The sequence below is a fragment of the Pseudoflavonifractor sp. 524-17 genome (genome assembly GCF_009935845.1).
In the GTDB taxonomy this organism is placed as follows: Bacteria; Bacillota; Clostridia; order Oscillospirales; family Oscillospiraceae; genus Pseudoflavonifractor_A.
On the sequence record NZ_QWEK01000044.1, the window covers coordinates 1 to 19,105 of the forward strand.

General features: G+C 62.3%; 13 protein-coding genes. 4 read left to right on the forward strand and 9 right to left on the reverse strand.

Annotated elements, in window-relative coordinates; translation table 11 throughout:
• From D1159_RS14320 to D1159_RS14330, 3 genes are all read left to right on the forward strand, one after another.
• A partial coding sequence (locus D1159_RS14320; protein ID WP_161846333.1) for a VWA domain-containing protein occupies positions 1 to 833 on the forward strand: 833 nt, incomplete at its 5' end.
• Positions 834 to 905: 72 nt separating this feature from the next.
• Positions 906 to 1,619, forward strand: a complete 714-nt coding sequence (deoD, locus tag D1159_RS14325; protein ID WP_161846334.1) for a purine-nucleoside phosphorylase — start codon at positions 906 to 908, stop codon at positions 1,617 to 1,619.
• 5 nt (positions 1,620 to 1,624) lie between these two features.
• The gene (locus D1159_RS14330) at positions 1,625 to 3,238 is read left to right on the forward strand and encodes an FAD-dependent protein (RefSeq protein WP_161846335.1); all 1,614 of its coding nucleotides are present in this window, start codon (positions 1,625 to 1,627) and stop codon (positions 3,236 to 3,238) included.
• A 112-nt stretch (positions 3,239 to 3,350) separates the two neighbouring features.
• On the opposite strand, the gene tuf is transcribed toward D1159_RS14330, so the two are convergent.
• From tuf to rpoB, 8 genes are all read right to left on the reverse strand, one after another.
• Positions 3,351 to 4,550 (reverse strand): elongation factor Tu, encoded by a 1,200-nt coding sequence (gene tuf, locus D1159_RS14335; protein WP_161846336.1) that lies wholly within the window; start codon positions 4,548 to 4,550, stop codon positions 3,351 to 3,353.
• A 114-nt stretch (positions 4,551 to 4,664) separates the two neighbouring features.
• Entirely contained in the window at positions 4,665 to 6,773 is a 2,109-nt protein-coding gene (gene fusA, locus D1159_RS14340) for an elongation factor G (protein ID WP_161846337.1), read from the reverse strand.
• Positions 6,774 to 6,791: 18 nt separating this feature from the next.
• The gene (rpsG, locus tag D1159_RS14345) at positions 6,792 to 7,262 is read right to left on the reverse strand and encodes a 30S ribosomal protein S7 (RefSeq protein WP_347563704.1); all 471 of its coding nucleotides are present in this window, start codon (positions 7,260 to 7,262) and stop codon (positions 6,792 to 6,794) included.
• Positions 7,263 to 7,473: 211 nt separating this feature from the next.
• Entirely contained in the window at positions 7,474 to 7,896 is a 423-nt protein-coding gene (gene rpsL / locus D1159_RS14350; protein WP_161846339.1) for a 30S ribosomal protein S12, read from the reverse strand.
• Positions 7,897 to 8,005: 109 nt separating this feature from the next.
• Positions 8,006 to 8,248 (reverse strand): ribosomal L7Ae/L30e/S12e/Gadd45 family protein, encoded by a 243-nt coding sequence (locus D1159_RS19765; protein WP_161846340.1) that lies wholly within the window; start codon positions 8,246 to 8,248, stop codon positions 8,006 to 8,008.
• A 203-nt stretch (positions 8,249 to 8,451) separates the two neighbouring features.
• A complete protein-coding gene (locus tag D1159_RS14360) occupies positions 8,452 to 8,847 on the reverse strand; it encodes an immunity 22 family protein (RefSeq protein ID WP_161846341.1) in 396 nt (131 codons plus the stop codon).
• Positions 8,848 to 8,972: 125 nt separating this feature from the next.
• Entirely contained in the window at positions 8,973 to 12,800 is a 3,828-nt protein-coding gene (gene rpoC / locus D1159_RS14365; protein WP_161846342.1) for a DNA-directed RNA polymerase subunit beta', read from the reverse strand.
• A 24-nt stretch (positions 12,801 to 12,824) separates the two neighbouring features.
• Positions 12,825 to 16,544, reverse strand: a complete 3,720-nt coding sequence (gene rpoB, locus D1159_RS14370) for a DNA-directed RNA polymerase subunit beta (RefSeq protein ID WP_161846343.1) — start codon at positions 16,542 to 16,544, stop codon at positions 12,825 to 12,827.
• 294 nt (positions 16,545 to 16,838) lie between these two features.
• On the opposite strand from rpoB, the gene D1159_RS14375 reads away from it, so the two are divergent.
• Positions 16,839 to 18,188, forward strand: a complete 1,350-nt coding sequence (locus tag D1159_RS14375; RefSeq protein ID WP_161846344.1) for a conjugal transfer protein TraL — start codon at positions 16,839 to 16,841, stop codon at positions 18,186 to 18,188.
• 48 nt (positions 18,189 to 18,236) lie between these two features.
• On the opposite strand, the gene D1159_RS14380 is transcribed toward D1159_RS14375, so the two are convergent.
• On the reverse strand, positions 18,237 to 19,097 hold the full coding sequence (locus tag D1159_RS14380; RefSeq protein WP_161846345.1) for a prephenate dehydrogenase/arogenate dehydrogenase family protein: 861 nt from the start codon (positions 19,095 to 19,097) through the stop codon (positions 18,237 to 18,239).
• Positions 19,098 to 19,105 lie beyond the last annotated feature (8 nt).

The following is a 19,105-nucleotide window of genomic DNA, read 5'->3' on the forward strand; positions in this document are numbered from 1 at the left end:
CGCCGCCCCCCGCCCCCGGCCGGCCCTGCACCGCGCCCCCCTCCGGGACCCCCCGGCGGGGGACGCCCCCGGTGCGGGATATCGTCAGCGCCCTGCCCACCCACGTCTGCGCCCGGATGGACGGCCTGGCCCGCCAGTGCCGGGGGGATACGGAGTACCTGGCCCCCCTGTATAAGAGCATGTTCGCTGCCCTGGCCAGCTATCCCAAGGTAGCCGCCCGGCCCATTCAGACGGTACTGTGCGCCGACGCCTCCGGATCCATGTTTGATCTGTACCGGGGCGGGCGGATTCAGCGGGTGGTGGACAAGTTCTTCACCTTCGCCACCACCCTGTCTGAGCGGTGCGAGATGGACCTGTGGGCTTTCGCCGCCAAGAGCCGCCAGCTGGGGGCCGTCACCATGGACAACGTGCGGGACTATACCTTTGCCGAGTCCGGCGGCTTCGAGCGGTGGATGAGTATGCTCAACTACCAGTACAACAACGAGCCGGAGGCTATGCGGGATGTTATGATGATCTACGGCGCCCTGCGCCAGCCCACGGTGGTCCTCTTCCTCACCGACGGCCGGCTCAGCTCCGACTGGGAGATTGAGGAGATCCTGATCAAAACCTCCCGCTTCCCTATTTTCTGGCAGTTTATTGGCCTCCACGGGGAGGAGTACGGCATCCTGGACCGGCTGGAGCAGATTGACGGCCGCTATACCGATAACGCCGCTTTCCTCAAGACCGATGACATTGACGATCTCACCGACAGCGTGCTCTATGACACGCTGCTCTACCATGTGGGCGCCTGGCTGGACGAGCTGAGCTTTAAAAAGATGATAGAACTGGCATAAGAAAGCGCCGCCCGCTGGAAACTTCTCCCGCGGGCGGCCCTGTTCCATGAAAATTGAAACGGAGGTCTTTTCATGCCGACTCCCCATATTGAAGCGCCAGAGGGCGCCTACGCCAAAACGGTCCTCATGCCTGGCGACCCCCTGCGGGCCAAGTTCATCGCCCAGACATTCCTCACCGACGCCGTCCAGGTGAACGGTGTGCGGGGAATGCTTGGCTTTACCGGCAAGTACAAGGGCAAGCCTGTCTCTGTCCAAGGCAGCGGAATGGGCTGTCCCTCCATGGGTATCTACTCCTACGAGCTGTTCCACTTCTACGGCGTGGACAATATTATCCGGGTGGGTACTACCGGCTCCATCCAGGAGGATCTGCACATCGGCGACCTGGTTATTGCCCTGGGCGCGTGTACCAACTCTAATTTCGCCGCCCAGTACCAGCTCCCCGGCACCTTCGCCCCCATCGCCTCCTTCCCCCTGGTGAAGATCGCCCAGGCCATCGCCCAGGAGAAAAAGCTCCGCTGCGCCGTGGGCAACGTAGCCAGCAACGACACCTTCTACGACGACGTCTCCCCCCTGGAGGGATGGAAGAAGATGGGGGTTCTGGCCTTTGAGATGGAATCCACCGCCCTGTACTGCAACGCCGCCCGGGCGGGAAAGAACGCCATGACTTTGCTCACCGTCTCTGACGAGCTTCTCACCCACAAGGCGGTCTCCCCCCAGGAGCGGCAGACCGCCTTCACCGCCATGATGGAGGTGGCTCTGGAAACTGCTGCCGCCCTGGACGGCTAGCGGCGATGCTGCAAATCAGTAATCTCTCCCTCCCTGTGGAGGCCGGGCCGGAGCAGCTCCGGCGGAAGGCGGCCCGCCTCCTGGGGGTGGCGCCGGGGGAACTGGGGCAGCTGCGCCTGGTCCGCCAGTCCATCGACGCCCGGAATAAGGGCGCGGTCCGTCTGGTCTGTACCGTCCAGGTCAGCCCACCGGAGGAGGCGCGGATCCTGGCCCGCTGCAAATCCGGCCAAGTATCCAAAGTGGTCCGTCAGCCCTATGCCTTCCCGCCGGTGAGACGGACCTCTCCCCTTCCGCCCGTGGTGGCGGGGATGGGGCCCGCTGGGCTCTTTGCCGCCCTCTTCCTGGCCCGGAACGGCCTGCCCTGCATTGTGCTGGAACGGGGCCGGGACGTGGACCGGCGGGCGGCGGATGTGGAGCGCTTCTGGCAGACTGGGGCGCTCTCCCCTGTCTCCAATGTTCAGTTTGGCGAGGGGGGCGCCGGCACCTTTTCCGACGGCAAGCTCACCACCGGCACTCACGATCCCCGCATCGGCGTTGTGCTGGACACGCTGGTGGAGTTCGGCGCTCCCGCCGACGTGGCCTGGAGCCACAAGCCCCACATCGGCACCGACATTCTCCGGCAGGTGGTCAAGAATATCCGCCTAGAACTCCTCCGCCTGGGGTGCGAGGTCCGCTTTGAGCACCAGCTCACCGGCCTGCACGCCCAAAACGGCGCGCTCTCAGCCCTGTCTGTCACCGCTGGGGGTGCGGTCTATCACCTCCCCTGCGACGCTCTGGTTCTGGCTCCCGGCCACTCCGCCCGGGACACCTTCTCCATGCTCCACGCGATGAATCTCCCCATGGAGGCCAAGCAGTTCGCCATCGGCGTGCGGATTGAGCACAGCCAAGCCAAAATCAGCGCCAGTCAGTTCGGCGCCTTTTGGGAAAGGCTGCCCCCGGCAGATTACAAACTCTCCTGCCACCTGCCCTCCGGCCGGTCTGCTTTCACCTTCTGCGTCTGCCCCGGCGGCCAGGTGGTCGCCGCCGCTTCAGACCAGGGTCAGGTGGTCACCAACGGTATGAGCCTGCGGGCCCGGGACGGGGGCAACATCAACGGCGGCTTTCTTGTGGGGGTGGGGCCGGAGGATTTTCCCGGCGGCGATCCTCTGGCCGGGGTCCGCTTTCAGCAGACCTGGGAGGAGGCTGCCTGGATCCTGGGCGCGCCGCCCCACCAGCCGGACAATCCCTGCTTTTACGCTCCCGCCCAAACCGTGGGCGACTTTCTGGCCGGCCGGCCCTCCCAGGGACCGGGAACGATCTCCCCTACCTACCGCCCCGGCGTCACCTGGACCGACCTGGCGCAGTGCCTGCCCCCCTATGTGGCCGATACCCTCCGGGCCGCGCTCCCGCTCTTTGACCGCAAAGTGAAGGGCTTCGCCAGCCCGGACGCGGTGCTCACCGGGGTGGAGACCCGCTCCTCCTCGCCGGTGCGCATCCTCCGCGGGTCGGACTTTCAGTCTGCCGGTCTGGCTGGCCTCTATCCCTGCGGCGAGGGCGCCGGATACGCCGGCGGCATCATGTCCGCCGCCGTGGACGGGGTCAGAATTGCCGAGGCCGTGGCTCACTCATCTACTCCGTGAAAAAGCGCCGCAGATTTTCAAAAATCTGCGGCGTTTTTTTGACACAGAGCGGGCGGCGCCGGTAAGGCGCCGCCCGCTCCTATGCAGTCCGTTTCTTAGATTGCGCTGAGAATTACTCGGCGATGTCGATGACCACGCCGGAGCCCACAGTGCGGCCGCCCTCACGGATGGCGAAACGCAGGCCCTTCTCAATGGCGATGGGAGTAATGAGCTCCACCTTCATATCCACGTTGTCACCGGGCATGCACATCTCGGTGCCCTCAGGCAGCTTGATGATGCCGGTTACGTCGGTGGTACGGAAGTAGAACTGGGGACGGTAGTTGTCAAAGAAGGGAGTGTGGCGGCCGCCCTCTTCCTTGGACAGGACGTAGACCTGGCCCACGAACTTGGTGTGGGGGTGAATGGAGCCGGGCTTGCACATAACCTGGCCGCGCTCGATGTCGGTCTTGGCCACGCCGCGCAGCAGGCAGCCGGCGTTGTCGCCCGCCTCGATATAGTCCAGCGTCTTGCGGAACATCTCCATGGAGGTAACGACGGTCTTCTTCTTCTCCTCGGTCAGACCCACGATCTCCACTTCCTCGCCGGCCTTCAGCTGGCCGCGCTCCACACGGCCGGTGGCGACGGTGCCGCGGCCGGTGATGGTGAACACGTCCTCAACAGGCATGAGGAAGGGCATGTCAGCCTTACGGTCGGGAGTGGGGATATAGCTGTCGACCGCGTCCATCAGCTCCTTGATGCAGGCGTAGTCGGGAGAATCCACGCCGCCCTCGCAGGTCAGAGCGTTCAGGGCGGATCCCTTGATCACGGGGATGTCATCGCCGGGGAACTCGTAGCCGGACAGGGTCTCGCGGACCTCCATCTCAACCAGCTCCAGCAGCTCCTCGTCGTCCACCTGATCGCACTTGTTCAGGAAGACCACGATGGCAGGCACGCCCACCTGGCGGGCCAGCAGGATGTGCTCCTTGGTCTGGGCCATGGGGCCGTCGGTGGCGGCGATAACAAGGATGGCGCCGTCCATCTGAGCCGCGCCGGTGATCATGTTCTTGATATAGTCGGCGTGGCCCGGGCAGTCAACGTGGGCATAGTGACGGGCGTCAGTCTCGTACTCCACGTGGGCGGTGTTGATGGTAATGCCGCGCTCGCGCTCCTCGGGGGCCTTGTCGATGCTGGAGTAGTCCTCGTACTGAGCCTTGCCCTGGAGGGACAGGTACTTGGTAATGGCGGCGGTCAGGGTGGTCTTGCCGTGGTCAACGTGGCCAATGGTGCCGATGTTGACATGGGGCTTGTTGCGCTCAAACTTTTGCTTAGCCATGTTTGGATATCCTCCTTAAAAAATCAAATCAATGGGGCTTTATGCGTTTCGTAATGATGATGCTATTTTATCCCATAAGGGCAAAAATTGCAACCTCATTTTGCAGTTCTTCTCTTATTCCGCGCTGCTGCGGCCACGCTCAGAGATAATCTTTTCGGCAATGCTCTTGGGAATCTCCACATAGCTGTGGGGCTCCATAGAGTACTGGCCGCGGCCCTGGGTGGAGGAACGCAGGTCAGTGGCGTAGCCGAACATGCTGGCCAGAGGCACCAGGGCGTCCACCTGGGTGGCGCCGGGGCGGCTCTCCTGGCCCTGGATCATGCCCCGGCGGCTGGTCAGGTCGCCGATGACATTGCCCAGATACTCGTCAGGCACAATGACGGACACCTTCATCATGGGTTCCAGCAGGATGGGATCGGCCTTGCGGCAGGCCTCCTTAAAGGCCATGGATCCGGCAATCTTGAAGGCCATTTCAGAGGAGTCCACCTCGTGGTACGAGCCGAAAGTAAGATGAACCTTCACGTCCACCACATTGTAGCCGGCCAGTACACCGGCCTGCATGGCTCCCTGGATGCCTGCGTCCACCGCAGGGATATACTCCTTGGGGATGACGCCGCCGGTGATCTCGTTGAGGAACTCGTATCCCTTGCCGGGCTCGTTGGGCTCCACGGTGATGACCACGTGGCCGTACTGGCCCTTGCCGCCGGACTGACGGGCGTACTTGGTGTCCTGCTTGACGGACTTCTTGATGGTCTCCTTGTAGGCCACCTGGGGCGCGCCCACATTGGCCTCCACCTTGTACTCGCGCAGCAGGCGGTCCACGATGATCTCCAGGTGGAGCTCGCCCATGCCGGCGATGATGGTCTGGCCGGTCTCCTCGTCAGTCCAGGTCTTGAAGGTGGGGTCCTCCTCCGCCAGCTTCATCAGGGCGATGCCCATCTTCTCCTGGCCGGCCTTGGTCTTGGGCTCAATGGCCACCCGGATGACGGGCTCGGGGAACTCCATGGACTCCAAAATGATGGGATGCTTTTCATCGCACAGGGTGTCGCCGGTGGTGGAGTTCTTCAGGCCGATGACGGCGGCGATGTCGCCGGAGTACACGGTCTCAATGTCCTCCCGGTGGTTGGCGTGCATCTGGAGGATGCGGCCGATGCGCTCTTTCTGGTTCTTGGTGGAGTTGAGCACGGAGGTGCCGGTGTTGAGCATACCGGAGTACACCCGCACAAAGGACAGACGGCCCACATAGGGGTCGGTGGCGATTTTGAACGCCAGGGCGGAGAAGGGGGCGTTGTCGTCGGCGGGACGCTCGTCCTCTTCCTCGGTATCGGGATTCACGCCCTTGATGGCGGGAATGTCCACGGGGGAGGGCATATAGTCCACGATGGCGTCCAGCAGCTTCTGCACGCCCTTGTTCTTGTAGGAGGTGCCGCACACCACCGGGACGACCAGGTTGTCAATGGTGCCCTTGCGCAGGGCGGCGCGGATCTTCTCCGTGGGAATGGGCTGCTCCTCCAGCGCCAGCTCCATGATCTCGTCGTCGATGTCGGCCACCGCATCGATGAGCTTGCTCCGGTACTCCTGGGCCAGCTCCATCATGTCGGCAGGAATCTCCTCCACCCGCATGTCCTTGCCCATCTCGTCGTAGTAGATGTCAGCGTCCATCTCCACCAGATCGACGATGCCCTTAAAGGTATCCTCGCTGCCGATGGGGAGCTGAATAGGCACGGCGTTGCACTTCAGGCGGTCATGGATCATGTTGAGCACGTTGTAGAAGTCGGCGCCCATGATGTCCATCTTGTTGACGTAGATCATACGGGGCACCCGGTAGTGGTCGGCCTGGCGCCACACAGTCTCGGACTGGGGCTCCACGCCGCCCTTGGCGCACATGACGGTCACAGAGCCGTCCAGCACGCGCAGGGAGCGCTCCACCTCTACGGTGAAGTCCACGTGGCCCGGGGTGTCGATGATGTTGATGCGGGTCTGGGGGAACTGATCCTTGGTCCCCTTCCAGTAGCAGGTGGTGGCGGCGGAGGTAATGGTAATGCCGCGCTCCTGCTCCTGGGCCATCCAGTCCATGGTGGCGGTGCCGTCATGAGTTTCACCGATCTTGTAGTTGACGCCGGTGTAGTACAGGATGCGCTCGGTGGTGGTGGTCTTACCGGCGTCAATGTGAGCCATGATGCCGATGTTGCGGGTGTTTTGCAGGGTAACCTTTCTAGCCATGGTTTACTTGTTGCCCCCTTACCAGCGGTAGTGCGCGAAGGCCTTGTTGGATTCCGCCATCTTATGGGTATCCTCGCGCTTTTTCACAGCGGAGCCCACGCTGTTGGCGGCGTCCATAATCTCGCCGGCCAGCCGCTCCTTCATGGTCTTCTCGCTGCGGGCGCGGGCGTAGTTGGTCAGCCAGCGCAGGCCCAAGGTCTGGCGGCGCTCCGGCCGCACCTCGATAGGCACCTGATAGGTGGCGCCGCCTACGCGGCGGGCCTTGACCTCCAGGGACGGCATGATGTTCTCCAAAGCGGAAGTGAAGACCTCCAGGGGATCCTTATCGGTCTTCTCTTTAATGATATCGAAAGCGCTGTAGACCACCTTCTGGGCCACGCCCTTCTTGCCATCCAGCATGATGCTGTTGACGAGCTTGGTCACCAGAACCGAGTTATAAAGCGGATCAGGCAGAACCTCCCGCTTGGGTACGTTACCTCTTCTGGGCACTTTGCTTCCCTCCTTCATAGTATGATTTCATAGGTACTCGAACCGCCCACGCGGCCCGTGTAAAGACAAGTGCCTGCTTGTCCAGTGCCTGTCCGAGGTCTACCCCTTTATGGTAAACGCCCGGCAAGGCTTTTGCCTTGCGCGTAAGCGCACAGTGCAATTCAAGGTTCAGGCTCCTATGGGTCCTGAACAGATTTCTTCCGGCAAACGCTTATTTCTTGCCGGCCTTGGGCCGCTTGGCGCCGTACTTGGAGCGGGACTGCATCCGGCCGTTGACGCCCTGGGTGTCCAGTGTGCCGCGGATGATGTGGTACCGCACGCCAGGCAGGTCCTTGACACGGCCGCCGCGGATCATCACCACGGAGTGCTCCTGAAGATTGTGGCCCACGCCGGGGATATAGGCGGTGACCTCGTAGCCGTTGGTCAGGCGCACACGGGCGATCTTACGAAGGGCGGAGTTGGGCTTCTTGGGGGTCGCCGTACGCACCGCAGTGCAGACACCTCTTTTCTGGGGAGAGGGCAGGTCGGTCTCACGGTTCTTCAGGGTGTTCAGGCCGTACTGCATGGCGGGGGAGTCGGACTTGTAGGTCGCGGCTTTGCGTCCCTTGCGCACGAGCTGATTAAAAGTAGGCATGAATGGTTCCTCCTTTCTTTGAGCAATCGTATTCAACCCCTGCGTTCCATCAGTTTGGACGCGGGTTCCTATATTTTAACAGAATTCTCTCTCGATTATTCTGTTAAAATCAAATAAGCAGGGCGGCCACGGCGGAGCCCACCGAAATGCCGCAGGCGGAGCCCAGCTCCTTCATATGGGGTACCCGGGTCACCGGCACCCCCTGCTGGGCACATATGGCCTCTACCGGCTGGGTAATGCGGGGGTCGGCGTCCTCGGCCAGGAAGACCTGGGCCGCTTTTCCATCCCCCAGGGCGCGCCGGGTCTGCTTTACGCCCACGACTCTGGGGCCAGATTTCAACTTGGACAGCACCAGCGCACCTCCTGTCTCAACGGCGGCGGGGGAGCGGTTTGGGGTCTTAGCCTTCTGCTCCCGCCTATACCTCGCGTGAGTTTGAATTATATCATAGGAATTCTGGTTCGTCAAGGAGAAAAACCCCATGATTTCAATGGTTTTCTCCCCTTTCTCCCGTCAAACCGCCCAGGGGTCCTCTCCCCTGCGGCAGAAGGGGAACTTTACAATGGACAGGGGACCGCGCCCAAAAATGTCACCGGCGCGTTTGGATGACAGGCGCTTTCGCTGCCGTATTGATAATTATAGACCAAAATTGCCGCGTTATAAGCCTTTTCCAGACCCTGGGGGAAAATTTTCTTTAACGCGGGGCCGATGGCGGTACCCTCAGAAAAGGGGCGGACCAGCGCCTCCGGGTCCGGCGTGGGCGCCACCAGAGCCCGTTCCCAAAAGTCCGGGTCAAAGGGCCACAGGTCCTCTCCGCCAAAAAAGTCCCGGTTGAAGGGGGAGATAATCTCATTTCCCTCGCAGTCATATCCCTCTTCTGCGGCGTAGGCCATCAGCGCCTCCTCCGTCTCAAATACCCCCGCCCATATGGACACAACGCCCTCTTCCTCCATAAAAAACTCCCTCCTGAAGCGCCGCGCCCAGCCCGGTGAGCGGTCTTCTCACCAAGCCGGGCGCGGTCAATCTTAGAACCTGTTCAGCCTTGCACTGCACCTGAACGGGACTCTTGAATAAGGTATTACTGCTCTATACCAGCGGAGACGGGTTCTTCCGCCGCTTCGGCGGCCTGCTGCTCCAGCTCATCTGTGATCTGGATCAGCTCTTCGATATAGTCATCGCCGCTGGGGGTGTCGGTATCACAGCAGGGCTCTGCCTCTTCAATCTGGTCATACTTCCGATAGGCCGCCAGTCCGGAGCCTGCGGGGATCAGCTTGCCGATGATAACGTTCTCCTTCAGGCCCACTAGGTGGTCCACCTTGCCCTTGATGGCGGCCTCGGTAAGCACCTTGGTGGTCTCCTGGAAGGACGCCGCAGACAGGAAGGACTCGGTGGCCAGACTGGCCTTGGTAATGCCCATGAGCAGACGGGTGGCGGTCGGCAGGCGCAGGTCCATGCCGTCGTTGGTCTCGCCGGCGTCGATCCGCCGGCGCACCGCCTCCTTGGCGTCCTCGAACTCTGTCAGCTCCACAGTGGAGCCGCTGAGCAAGGTAGAATCCCCCGCATCCTCCACCCGGACCTTGCGCATCATCTGGCGGCAGATGACCTCGATATGCTTGTCGTTGATGTCCACGCCCTGCTGGCGGTAGGGCTTCTGGACTTCCTGGATCAGATAGTCATACACCGCGTGAACGCCCCGGATACGGATGACGTCCTGGGGATAGAGGGCGCCCTCAGTGAGGGCGAAGCCCTTCTCCACCGTCTCCCCCTCCTTACACCGGATGCCGGCGCTGTAGGGCAGCGCGTAGGTGACCACCTCGCCATCGGGGGCAGTGATGGTCAGGTTGCACATGGAGTTGCGCTTGGTCTCCTCAATGGTCACCCGGCCGCCGATCTCCGCCAGCTGGGCCATTTTCTTGGGACGGCGGGACTCAAACAGCTCCTCTACGCGGGGGAGACCCTGGGTGATGTCGCCGCCGGCCACGCCGCCGGTGTGGAAGGTACGCATGGTCAGCTGGGTGCCGGGCTCGCCGATGGACTGGGCGGCGATGATGCCCACAGCCTCTCCCGCGCCCACCGTCTCGCCGATGGCCAGGTTGATGCCGTAGCACTTGGAGCACACGCCGCTGCGGGCCCGGCAGGTGAGTACGCTGCGGATCTTCACCTGGAAGATGCCGTGGGCCTCCAGCATGGCGGCGTCCTCCGGTACCATCATCCGGCCCTTGGACACCAGCACCTCCCCGGTCTGGGGGTCGCAGATATCCTCCACCGGGTAGCGGCCCTTGAGCCGTTCGCCAAAGGTCTCGATGACCTGGCCGTTCTCGCTGATCTCGGACACAATAATGCCGTCGTCGGTGCCGCAGTCATGCTCCCGGATGATGACCTCCTGGGACACGTCCACCAGGCGGCGGGTCAGATAGCCCGAGTCGGCGGTACGCAGGGCGGTATCGGCCATCCCCTTTCGGGCGCCCCGGCTGGAGATGAAGTACTCCAGCACGGACAGGCCCTCACGGAAGTTGGACTTGATGGGGATCTCAATGGTGCGGCCGGAGGTATCGGCCATCAGGCCGCGCATCCCCGCCAGCTGGCGGATCTGGGCGGAGGAGCCGCGGGCGCCGGAGTCCGCCATCATCCAAATGGGGTTGTACCGGTCCAGGCCATCCATCAGGGCGTCGGAGACCTCCTTGGTGGTTTTCTCCCAGGCGCTCACCACCAGGCGGTAGCGCTCCTCGTTGGTGAGGAAGCCCCGCTTGTACTGCCGCTCGATCTTTACAATCTCCTTCTCGGTGCCGGCGATCAGGCTGTGCTTACGCTCGGGGATGGTCATGTCGTAGATGGACACAGTGAGGGAGCCCCGGGTGGAGAATTTATATCCCTTGGCCTTGATGGTATCCAGCACGCCGGCGGACACGGTAAAGCCGTGCTTGATGATGCACTTGTCAATGATCTTGCCCAGCTGCTTCTTGCCGGTCATAAAGTTGATCTCCGGCTCGAAAGCGCCGTCGGGGCTGCTGCGGTCCACAAAGCCCAGATCCTGTGGGATGCCCTCATTGAAAATCAGGCGGCCCACGGTGGTACGCACCAGCTTGTGCCGCTCCTCCCCGTCGATCACCGCGCTGCGGCGGACCATGATGGGCACGTGCAGCTCCAGCACGCCCTCGTCATAGGCCAGCCGGGCCTCCATATCGCTGCCGTAGACGGGCAGGCACTCCCGGGGCTGTTCTCCCTCGGGGGTATTGGCGGCAATCCCCGCCATGGTGGGGATGTCGTCCCTGCGCTTCCCGTCGATGGGCTTGAGCCACACCAAGGTGTCCGGGGTGATGTCCCCGGCCTCCAGGGCCTCCCGCACGGCGGCGGCGTTCTCATAAGTCTCCCCCTCGGTGTGGGCGGGGTAGCGTTCAAAGGTCAGATAGTAGGACCCCAGCACCATGTCCTGGGTGGGCACAGTGACGGGCCCGCCGTCCTGGGGCCGCAGCAGGTTGTTGGCGGAGAGCATGAGCACCCGGGCCTCGGTCTGGGCCTCGGCGGACAGGGGGACGTGGACCGCCATCTGGTCTCCGTCGAAGTCGGCGTTGAAGGCGGTACACACCAGGGGATGGAGCTTAATGGCCCGGCCCTCTACCAGCACCGGCTCAAACGCCTGGATGCCCAGACGGTGGAGGGTGGGAGCGCGGTTGAGCATAACCGGGTGTTCCTTGATCACGAACTCCAGGGCGTCCCACACCTCAGTCTTGCCCTTATCCACCATCTTTTTGGCGGACTTGATGTTGTTGGCCACCCCGTCTTCCACCAGCTTCTTCATCACGAAGGGGCGGAAGAGTTCAATGGCCATCTCTTTGGGCAGGCCGCACTGGTAAATTTTCATCTCCGGGCCCACCACGATAACGGAGCGGCCGGAGTAGTCCACCCGCTTGCCCAACAGGTTCTGGCGGAAGCGGCCCTGCTTGCCCTTGAGCATGTCGCTGAGGGATTTCAGGGCCCGGTTGTTGGCGCCGGTCACCGCCCGGCCCCGCCGGCCGTTGTCGATGAGGGCGTCCACGGCCTCCTGAAGCATCCGCTTCTCATTGCGCACGATGATATCGGGGGCGTTGAGCTGGATCAGGCGCTTGAGGCGGTTGTTGCGGTTGATCACCCGGCGGTACAGGTCGTTCAGATCGCTGGTGGCGAAGCGGCCGCCGTCCAACTGGACCATGGGCCGGATTTCCGGCGGGATCACCGGCAGCACGTCGATGACCATCCACTCCGGCTTGTTGCCGGACAGGCGGAAGGCGTCCACCACCTCCAGCCGCTTGACAATGCGGGCCTTCTTCTGGCCGCTGGCGTCCTTCAGCTCCGCCCGCAGGGACTCGGACAGCTGCTCCAGGTCGATGTCCTGCAGCAGCTTCTTTACCGCCTCAGCGCCCATGCCGGCCTCGAAGTCGTCCTCATACTTCTCCCGCATATCCCGGTATTCCTTCTCCGACAGAATCTGGTTTTTGGCCAGGGGGGAGAAGCCGGGATCGGTGACAATATAGGACGCAAAGTATAAAACTTTCTCCAAAATACGGGGAGAAATATCCAGCAGCAGTCCCATCCGGGAGGGGATGCCCTTAAAATACCAGATGTGGGAAACCGGAGTAGCCAGCTCAATGTGGCCCATCCGCTCCCGGCGCACCTTGGCCCGGGTGACCTCCACGCCGCAGCGGTCGCACACCTTGCCTTTGTAGCGGATCTTCTTGTACTTGCCGCAGTGGCACTCCCAGTCCTTGGTGGGGCCAAAGATGCGCTCGCAGAACAGGCCGTCCCGCTCCGGCTTCAGGGTGCGGTAATTGATGGTCTCCGGCTTTTTGACTTCGCCGTAGGACCACTCCCTGATTTTCTCCGGGGAGGCAATACCAATCTGGATGGCATCAAATTCGGCATAACTCATAGTTTGATCGTCCTCCCTCTCCTGTTACATATCCTGATCGTCCAGGAACGCGCCGTCATCGTCCATGTCCATATCCTCGCCGTCGTCCTCATCGGACGCCGCCAGGTCGTCGTCGTCGCTCTCCGCCTTCAGGGTATAACCGGCGGCGGCAAAATCGCTCTCGCTGTCGCTGTCCCGGTAGTCGTAGAAGTCGTCGTCCCGGATCCGGTCGGGCTGGTAGTTGTCCTCTTCGTCGTCCTTCAGCTCGATCTCGTTGCCCTGGCTGTCCAGGACCTTCATGTCCAGGCACAGGGCCTGGAGTTCCTTTACCAGCACCTTGAAGGACTCCGGCACGCCGGGCTTGGGCACGTTGTGGCCTTTGACGATGGACTCGTAGGTGCGCACCCGTCCGGCCACGTCGTCGGACTTGACCGTGAGGATCTCCTGAAGGGTATACGCCGCGCCGTAGGCCTCCAGCGCCCAGACCTCCATCTCGCCAAAACGCTGGCCGCCGAATTGGGCCTTGCCGCCCAGGGGCTGCTGGGTGACCAGAGAGTAGGGCCCGGTGGAGCGGGCGTGGATCTTGTCGTCCACCAGGTGGTGGAGCTTGAGGAAATACACATAGCCCACCGTGACCCGGTTGTCAAACCGCTCGCCGGTGCGGCCGTCGTACAGCCAGCTCTTTCCGTCGGGGGACAGGCCGGCCAGCGTCAAGGTCTCGGCGATGTCCTTTTCGTCGGCGCCGTTGAAGATAGGGGTGGCCACCTTCCAGCCCAGGGCCTTGGCGGCGTAGCCCAGATGGACCTCCAGCACCTGGCCGATGTTCATACGGGAGGGCACGCCAAGGGGATTCAGTACAATATCCAAGGGCGTGCCGTCCGGCAGGAAGGGCATATCCTCCTGGGGCAGAATGCGGGAGACCACGCCCTTGTTTCCGTGCCGGCCGGCCATTTTATCGCCCACGCTGATCTTGCGCTTTTGGGCGATGTAGACCCGCACCACCTCGTTGACGCCGGGGGACAGCTCGTCTCCCGCCTCCCGGGTGAATACCTTTACGTCCACAATAATTCCGCTCTCGCCGTGGGGCACCTTTAAGGAGGTATCCCGCACCTCTCTGGCCTTCTCGCCAAAGATGGCCCGGAGCAGCCGCTCCTCGGCGGTGAGGTCAGTTTCTCCCTTGGGCGTGACCTTGCCCACCAGAATGTCGCCGGCCCGCACCTCGGCGCCCACGCGGATGATGCCCCGCTCGTCCAGGTCCTTCAGGGCGTCCTCGCCCACGTTGGGGATGTCCCGGGTAATCTCCTCGGGGCCCAGCTTGGTATCCCGGCTCTCTGTCTCGTACTCCTCAATATGGATGGAGGTGAACACATCGTCCTTCACCATACGCTCGTTGAGGAGGATGGCGTCCTCGTAGTTGTAGCCCTCCCAGGTCATAAAGCCCATGAGGATGTTCTTGCCCAAGGCTACCTCGCCATTGGAGGTGGAGGGGCCGTCCACGATGACCTCTCCCTTGCTCACCCGCTGGCCCGCAGTGACAATGGGCCGCTGGTTGATGCAGGTGCCGTGGTTGGAGCGCAGGAACTTGGTCAGCTTATACTCCCGCAGGCCCACATTGTCGTACCGCACCGTCACATACTGGGCGGAGACCTTGGTCACCACACCGTCCTCCTCCGCGAGGATGGCGATCTCCGAGTCGATGCAGTTTTTATGCTCCTGACCGGTGGCCACGATGGGGGCCTGGGTGGTGAGCAAGGGCACCGCCTGGCGCTGCATGTTGGCGCCCATCAGGGCGCGGTTGGCGTCGTCGTTCTGGAGGAAGGGGATCATGGCGGTAGCCACGGACACCATCATCTTGGGAGACACGTCGATATAGTCCACCTGATCCCGGTCCACGTCTACGATCTCGTTGCGGTGGCGGCAGGTGATGCGCTCGTTGACAAAGCAGCCGTTCTCATCCACCGGCTCTGTGGCCTGGGCGATGGTGAAGGCGTCCTCCATGTCCGCCGTCATATAGTCGATCTGGCTGGTCACCTTGGCGCTGGACTTATCCACCCGGCGGTAGGGGGCCTCGATAAAGCCGAAGCGGTTCACCCGGGCGTAGGAGGCCAGATAGGAGATCAGACCGATGTTGGGTCCTTCCGGCGTCTCAATGGGGCACAGGCGGCCGTAGTGGGAGTAGTGGATATCCCGCACGTCGAAGGACGCCCGGTCCCGGCTCAGACCGCCGGGGCCCAGGGCGGACAGGCGGCGCTTGTGGGTCAGCTCCGCCAGGGGGTTGGTCTGGTCCATAAACTGGCTCAGGGGGGAGGAGCCGAAAAATTCCTTGATGGCGGCGGTGACCGGCCGGATATTGATTAAGGACTGGGGGGTGACAATATCCAGGTCCTGTATGGTCATCCGCTCCCGGATGACCCGCTCCATCCGGCTGAAGCCGATGCGGAACTGGTTTTGCAGCAGCTCTCCCACCCGGCGCAGCCGGCGGTTGCCTAGGTGGTCAATGTCGTCGGGCACGCCCACGCCGAAGGCCAGGGCGTTGAGGTAGTTGATGGAGGCCATCATGTCGTCCACAATGATATGCTTGGGAATCAGGTCGTCCAGCCGGTCGGCCACAGCCTCCTTCAGCTCCTCGCCGGAGAACTGCTCCATCAGCTCCATCAGCACGGTGTAGCGCACCCGCTCCATGACGCCGCACTCCTCCGGGTCGAAGTCCACGAATTTGCTCATGTCCACCATATGGTTGCCAAAGACCCGCACCTGTACGCCGTCCACATCCACAACAGCCTCGTTAACGCCCTTGTCCTCCAGCTCAAAAGCCCGCTCCCGGGTGAGCGTCTCGCCGGCCTCGGCGATGATCTCGCCGGTGCCTGGGTCGGCCACCGGCAGGGCCAGGGTCTGCCCCGCCAGGCGGGGGCCCATGGCCAGTTTTTTGTTGAACTTATAGCGGCCCACCGCGGACAGGTCGTACCGGCGGGGGTCGAAGAACAGGGCGTTGAGCAGGCTCTCGGCGGAGTCCACTGTGGGGGGCTCGCCGGGGCGCAGCTTGCGGTAGATCTCCAGCAGGGCCTCCTCGTAGGTCTTGCAGGTGTCTTTTTCCAGGGTGGCCACAATGCGGGGATCCTCGCCGAACATCCCAAGGATCTCCCCATCGGTCTTGGGGCCCACCGCCCGGATGAGGCAGGTGATGGGCAGCTTGCGGTTTTTGTCAATGCGGACATAGAACACGTCCGTCAGATCGGTCTCATACTCCAGCCACGCGCCCCGGTTGGGGATGACGGTGGTGGCGAAGGTGAGGTTGTCCGCCTTGTCCGCCGTACGGGAGTAGTAGATGCCGGGGGAGCGCACAATCTGGGACACAATCACCCGCTCGGCGCCGTTGATGATAAAGGTCCCCGCCTCAGTCATAATGGGGAAATCCCCCATGAAGATCTCCTGTTCCTTGATCTCCTCGGTCTCCCGGTTGCGCAGGCGCACCCGGACCTTGATGGGGGCGGCGTAGGTGGCGTCTCTGGCCTTGCACTCCTCCTCGTTGTATTTGGGGGCCTCGTCCATGGAGTAGTCGATAAAGGACAGCTCCAAATTGCCTGCGTAGTCGGTAATGCAGGAGACATCCTTGAAGACCTCCCGCAGTCCCTTATCCAGGAACCACTGATAGGACTTCTTCTGTACCTCCAAAAGATTGGGCATCTCCAAAATGTCCTGGTGGCGGGCAAAGCTCTTGCGGAGGGTCTTGCCGTAGTAGACATCTTTGATCCTGTCTGTGACCATTCTGAATGACCATTCCTTTCCCTTCGCCTCTGGCGGTCGTCCGGGCACCCCGCCCGCTTTCCGGTCCGCCCGCCGGACACACCCGGCGCTGTTGGCGGAATAACTCCCACTTCCTCTTGCAGTTTTGGGAGAAAACTGCTATACTCTAGGCAGATGTGGGAGAGGGGTTGCTGTGCCCTTTTATCAATTAGCGCCCTATTATACCACTTTTTAGCTTGCGAGTCAATGTCTATATTGGTAAAGTTCGGAGAAGATCCGGACTTTTTTTGTATTTCCTGCCCTGGAGGTCCTGTTATGCGTTCCATCTCTCCTGCCGCCGCCCTGTGGCCCGCCGCCTGCGGCGTTCTCTCGTTGATTACTCTGTTTGCCGTACTGTCTCTGGAGCAGGGCGGGCTGGGCGTCCATCTCTGGGTGGGCGCGGTTTTGCTGCTGCTGGCGGGGCTGGCTTTGTATCTCCTCTTCCGCTCCGGCTGCCGGGGACAGCTTTTGTGGATGTCCCTGGTGCCCATCGCCCTGGCCTTTCTGCTGCGCGCCCTGGCGCTGGACCACATCTCCTACGACTACCGGGACTTTCTCTCCCACTGGGCAGCTTTTTTCCGGGAAAACGGAGGGTTTTCCGCCGTCAAGCTGCCCATCGGGGACTATAATGCCCCCTATCTCTACTTCATGGCTGCCATCTCCTATCTTCCCTTCCCCGATCTGTACGCCATCAAGCTCTTTTCCATCCTCTTTGATGTCCTCCTGGCCTGGGGCGGCCTCCGGCTGACCCAGGCCCTTCAGGGCCGGGAGGCCGGCCCTGCGCCTCTGGCAGTCTTCCACCTTCTCCTCCTTCTCCCCACGGTGGTGCTCAACGGCGCTTTCTGGGGACAGTGCGACTCCCTCTACGGCGCGCTGGTCCTCCACGCCTTAGCCTTTGTTTTCACGGATCGGCCCCGGGCCTCGGTGGCATTGCTGGCGGTGGCCTTCTCCTTCAAATTGCAGACCATCTTTCTCATCCCCCTGTGGGGCATCCTCTGGTTTCTCCGCCGGGTGAAGTTTTTCGATCTGCTTCTTTTTCCCGCCGTGTATGCCCTTACCGTCCTTCCCGCCCTGCTTCTGGGCAAGCCCCTCAAGGATATTCTGGGCGTATACTTCCAGCAGGCCAGTCAGTACACTCACGCCCTAGTGTTCAACGCCCCCACGGTCTTCTCTCTCATCCCCCATGGGGCGGATACCACCAGTCCCCTCCTCCCCAAACTGGGCATTGCCGCCGCGTTTCTGCTGTGCTTCTTCGTCATGGGCTGGCTCTTCCTCTGCCGGGACCGGGCGGGGAATGAGGCCATTCTGGCCGGGGCGGCGGTGCTGGCTCTTGGCATCCCCTTTTTGCTGCCCTACATGCACGAGCGGTACTTTTTCCTGGCGGATCTGGTCACACTGATCTGGGCCGCCCGCTCTCCCCGGCACCTCCCCATCGCCCTGCTCACCCAATTGGCCTCCTTTGGCTCCTACTGCGTCTATCTCCGCCTAAAATATACCCTGGTGATTTCTCTGGCCGGCCGTACCTGGGTCATGGCCGGGGAGGCCCTCGTCATGCTGGCCGCCTTGATCCTGGCCCTCGCCGCCTTTCTCTCCCTCACCGCCGGCAGCGAGGAGCACCGCCTGTAATTTCGATAAAAATACCCTGCTCCGCCGTCGGAACAGGGTATTTTTGTATTATTCCAGCAAGTCCGGGCCAGGGAGGTCCATTTTCCGCTTCCGGGCGGCAGAGTAGGACAGCTTTTCCGCCAGCTTCTCCCGGTCCCCCCCGGCCAGCACCTCCCGGTAAGCAGACAGGTTATCCAGCAGCCGGTCCAGCGCCTCTACCAGGGCGGGCCGGTTCATGGAAAACAGCTGGGTCCACAGGCCCACGTCCAGGGCGGCCACCCGGGTGCAGCCCCGGAAGGAGGAACCCTCAAACCCCTTGCAGGCAAAGAGCATGGGGTCGTCGCACACGCTGACGGCGATCAGGTGCATCACCTGGCTGGTATAGGCGATCATGGCGTCATGCGCCTCCGGCGTGGTCTGGTACACGTCCCGGCAGCCCATGTATACCGCCATGCGCTTGAGCAGGGCGATATGCTCCGCCGTGCTGTCCTCCCGGGGAATGAGGATAAAGTGACTGCCCTGGAACATCTGGGCAAAGGCGTGCTCCACACCGGAGAACTCGGTCCCCGCCATGGGGTGGCAGCCGATGAAGTCCACCTGGGGGGGCAATACCCGGGCTCCCTCCAGAATGGCGGTCTTTACACCGCACACGTCGGCCACCAGTGCCCCCGGCCGGAAGACATCCTTGTACTCCTCCAGAAAACGGACGATCCCATTGGGGTGGAGGGCCAGTATCACCACGTCGGCCTCCGGCACTGCCTGTCCGGCCTCTCCGGTCACCCGGTCCCCCACCCCGTGCTCCGCGGCGAAGCGCAGGGTGGGCTGGGACACGTCCACCCCCACGATTTCATAGTCTTCAAACCCCTTCAGGGCCAGGGCCATACTGCCGCCAATCAGGCCTAGGCCCACAATCACCACGCGCTTTTTCATAACATCCC